The organism is Paraburkholderia atlantica, from assembly GCF_009362785.1.
GTDB lineage: Bacteria > Pseudomonadota > Gammaproteobacteria > Burkholderiales > Burkholderiaceae > Paraburkholderia > Paraburkholderia atlantica.
Genome location: NZ_WHNQ01000156.1, coordinates 1 through 2,234, shown reverse-complemented (window position 1 = coordinate 2,234; position 2,234 = coordinate 1). Strand labels below are relative to the sequence as shown.

Below are 2,234 nucleotides of genomic sequence, written 5' to 3'. Positions count from 1 at the left end.
ATGTACTTCGTGACCACGCCCTTGGATATGCCCAGTGACGCGGCGATCCGATCGTGCGAGAAACCGCCGTCGAATTTAAGTCGTAAAACGTCCTTGATCATGCGCATGTTCATCCGGTGCGCGGGCATGCTCTCTCCGGCAAAAGCCGGCGAGCATAGCCTGCGTAGTTGATGTCATGCGCAACGCCAATCCTGCCTTCCGGTCCGCTCGGTCACGTTCCCGAAATGCCCGGTCACGTTGCCGAAATCGCCGGTCACCATCCCGAAACGGCCGGTCACGTTCGTCCGAAATACGCACCTCGAGCAGGCGTCGGAATTTGAGCATCGTCGTCGCATCGGGCACGGCGTCGCACCCCAGATCAATGCCTGCAAAGCGACGCAGGCTCGCGCTGTCGTACAACGCTTCTTCGCAGGGTAAGCGTTGCTTCACGACCGTCTGTTCATAGGTGCGCCCAATCGGCAACCTAGTTCCGACCAGATCAAGTGGGAATCAGAACGATGGAAACGAAGGCAGTAGGCCGACGACTGGGATCCAAGAACTACTCGAAGGCATTCCGGGCGATGGTCGTAGCGCAATCAAACGATCCGGCCCGTTCGATCGCAGACGTAGCACAGGAGCACGGTTTGAACGCCAACATGATCGCGCGCTGGCGTCGTGCTCATGAGCGCGCCCAATCGAATACGCAAGCTCAGCCCTCTGAGACATTCATTCCTGTGCATTTGCCGGTGCCGGCGCAACTGACGTCGAGTATCGTCGTCGAGTGTGGCGCCGTGCGAGTCCGCTTCGATGGACCACTTGACCTGAGCGCACTTCGGACGGTACTGGCAACGTTGCGGTCGTCGTCGTGATTGGCCTGCCATCAGGGACGCGCGTCTGGCTGGCTGCCGGTGTGACCGACATGCGTACCGGATTCAACCGTCTCGCCGCCAAGGTGCAGACCGTGCTTGAGCCAGATCCCTTCTGCGGACACGTCTTCGTGTTTCGTGGCAAGCGCGGCGACCTGCTCAAGGTGCTGTGGTGGAGCGGCGATGGCATGTGCCTGCTGATGAAACGGCTCGAGAAGGGGCGCTTCATATAGCCTCAAGCCGACGGTGGGGTTATCTGCCTGAGCCCGGCGCAATTATCAATGCTGCTGGAAGGCATCGACTGGAGGCAACCGACGAGAACGGCACAACCGACGTCAGCGTTGTAAACGTCGATGCTGGCGCGTAAACTCCCTGCATGACGCGCGCGAGCCCACTTCCCGACGATGTCGAAACACTGAAGGCCATGCTGCTCAGCCAGGAAGCGGCACTGCGTGAGCGCGACGCGCAAGTACTCAAACTGCAGGAAACGGTCGATTCGCAACAAGCCGCGTTGGCTGCGCGCGCGGCGGAAATCGAACACCTGAAGTTGCTCATTGCCAAGCTGCGCCGTATGCAGTTCGGTCGCAAGTCGGAGAAGCTGGATCGTCAGATCGAGCAACTCGAACTGCGTCTCGAAGAGCTTGAGACCGACGAAGGCGCGGCACCCGTCGAAATCCCGAAGACGCCGCGCGCGGCCGTGGAACAGGCACCGCGCAAGCCACTGCCAGAACATCTGCCGCGCGAGCTCCGAACACACCTGCCCGAATCTGCCGGGAAGTGCTCCGAGTGCGGTGGCGAGATGAAGCCGCTGGGCGAAGATATTGCCGAACAACTTGAGTACGTACCGGCCAGCTTCCGGATCATCCGTCAGGTGCGCCCGAAGTTTGCCTGCGTGTGTTGCGATCACATCTCTCAGGCGCCTGCACCGAGCCGTCCCATCGAACGCGGTCTCGCCGGCCCAGGGCTGCTCGCACACGTGCTGGTCTCGAAATTCGCAGACCATGTACCGCTTTACCGGCAGTCGGTGATGTACGCGCGAGAAGGCGTCGAGCTTGATCGCTCGCTGCTTGCGAAGTGGGTCGGTCACGCGGCGACGCTGCTGCAGCCGCTCGTTGAAACGCTGCGTCGTCACGTGATGTCGGCGACGAAACTGCACGCCGACGACACGCCGGTTCCGGTGCTTGCACCGGGTAACGGCAAGACCAGGACTGGTCGCCTGTGGGTGTACGTGCGCGATGACCGTGCATCGGCCGACATGACGCCGCCGGCGGTGTGGTTCGCCTATACGCCGGATCGCAAGGGAATCCATCCGCGACAGCATCTGGAATCATTCAACGGCACGCTGCAAGCCGATGCATACGGTGGCTACCAGGCCATCTACGAAACCGG

Annotated in this window: 3 protein-coding genes and 1 pseudogene; 3 read left to right on the top strand and 1 reads right to left on the bottom strand. The window is 61.2% G+C overall.

Annotation, left to right across the window (positions count from 1 at the left end; translation table 11 throughout):
• Nucleotides 1–300: 300 nt before the first annotated feature.
• A pseudogene (locus tag GCT19_RS41710) lies at nt 301–408 on the bottom strand (transposase); the annotation flags it as partial.
• Between the two features lie 89 nt (nt 409–497).
• Between GCT19_RS41710 and tnpA the strand changes: the two are divergent.
• The 3 genes from tnpA to tnpC form a co-directional block, all read left to right on the top strand.
• Nucleotides 498–848: an IS66-like element accessory protein TnpA gene (gene tnpA, locus GCT19_RS41705; protein WP_152855069.1), complete on the top strand. Its 351-nt coding sequence runs from the start codon at nt 498–500 to the stop codon at nt 846–848.
• Complete coding sequence (gene tnpB, locus GCT19_RS41700; RefSeq protein WP_368042666.1) at nt 845–1,078, top strand: IS66 family insertion sequence element accessory protein TnpB; 234 nt, start codon at nt 845–847, stop codon at nt 1,076–1,078. Before tnpA ends, tnpB begins: the two co-directional genes overlap by 4 nt.
• Before the next feature lie 191 nt (nt 1,079–1,269).
• Nucleotides 1,270–2,234: IS66 family transposase (gene tnpC / locus GCT19_RS41695; RefSeq protein WP_408582420.1), on the top strand; the 965-nt coding region annotated here is incomplete at its 3' end.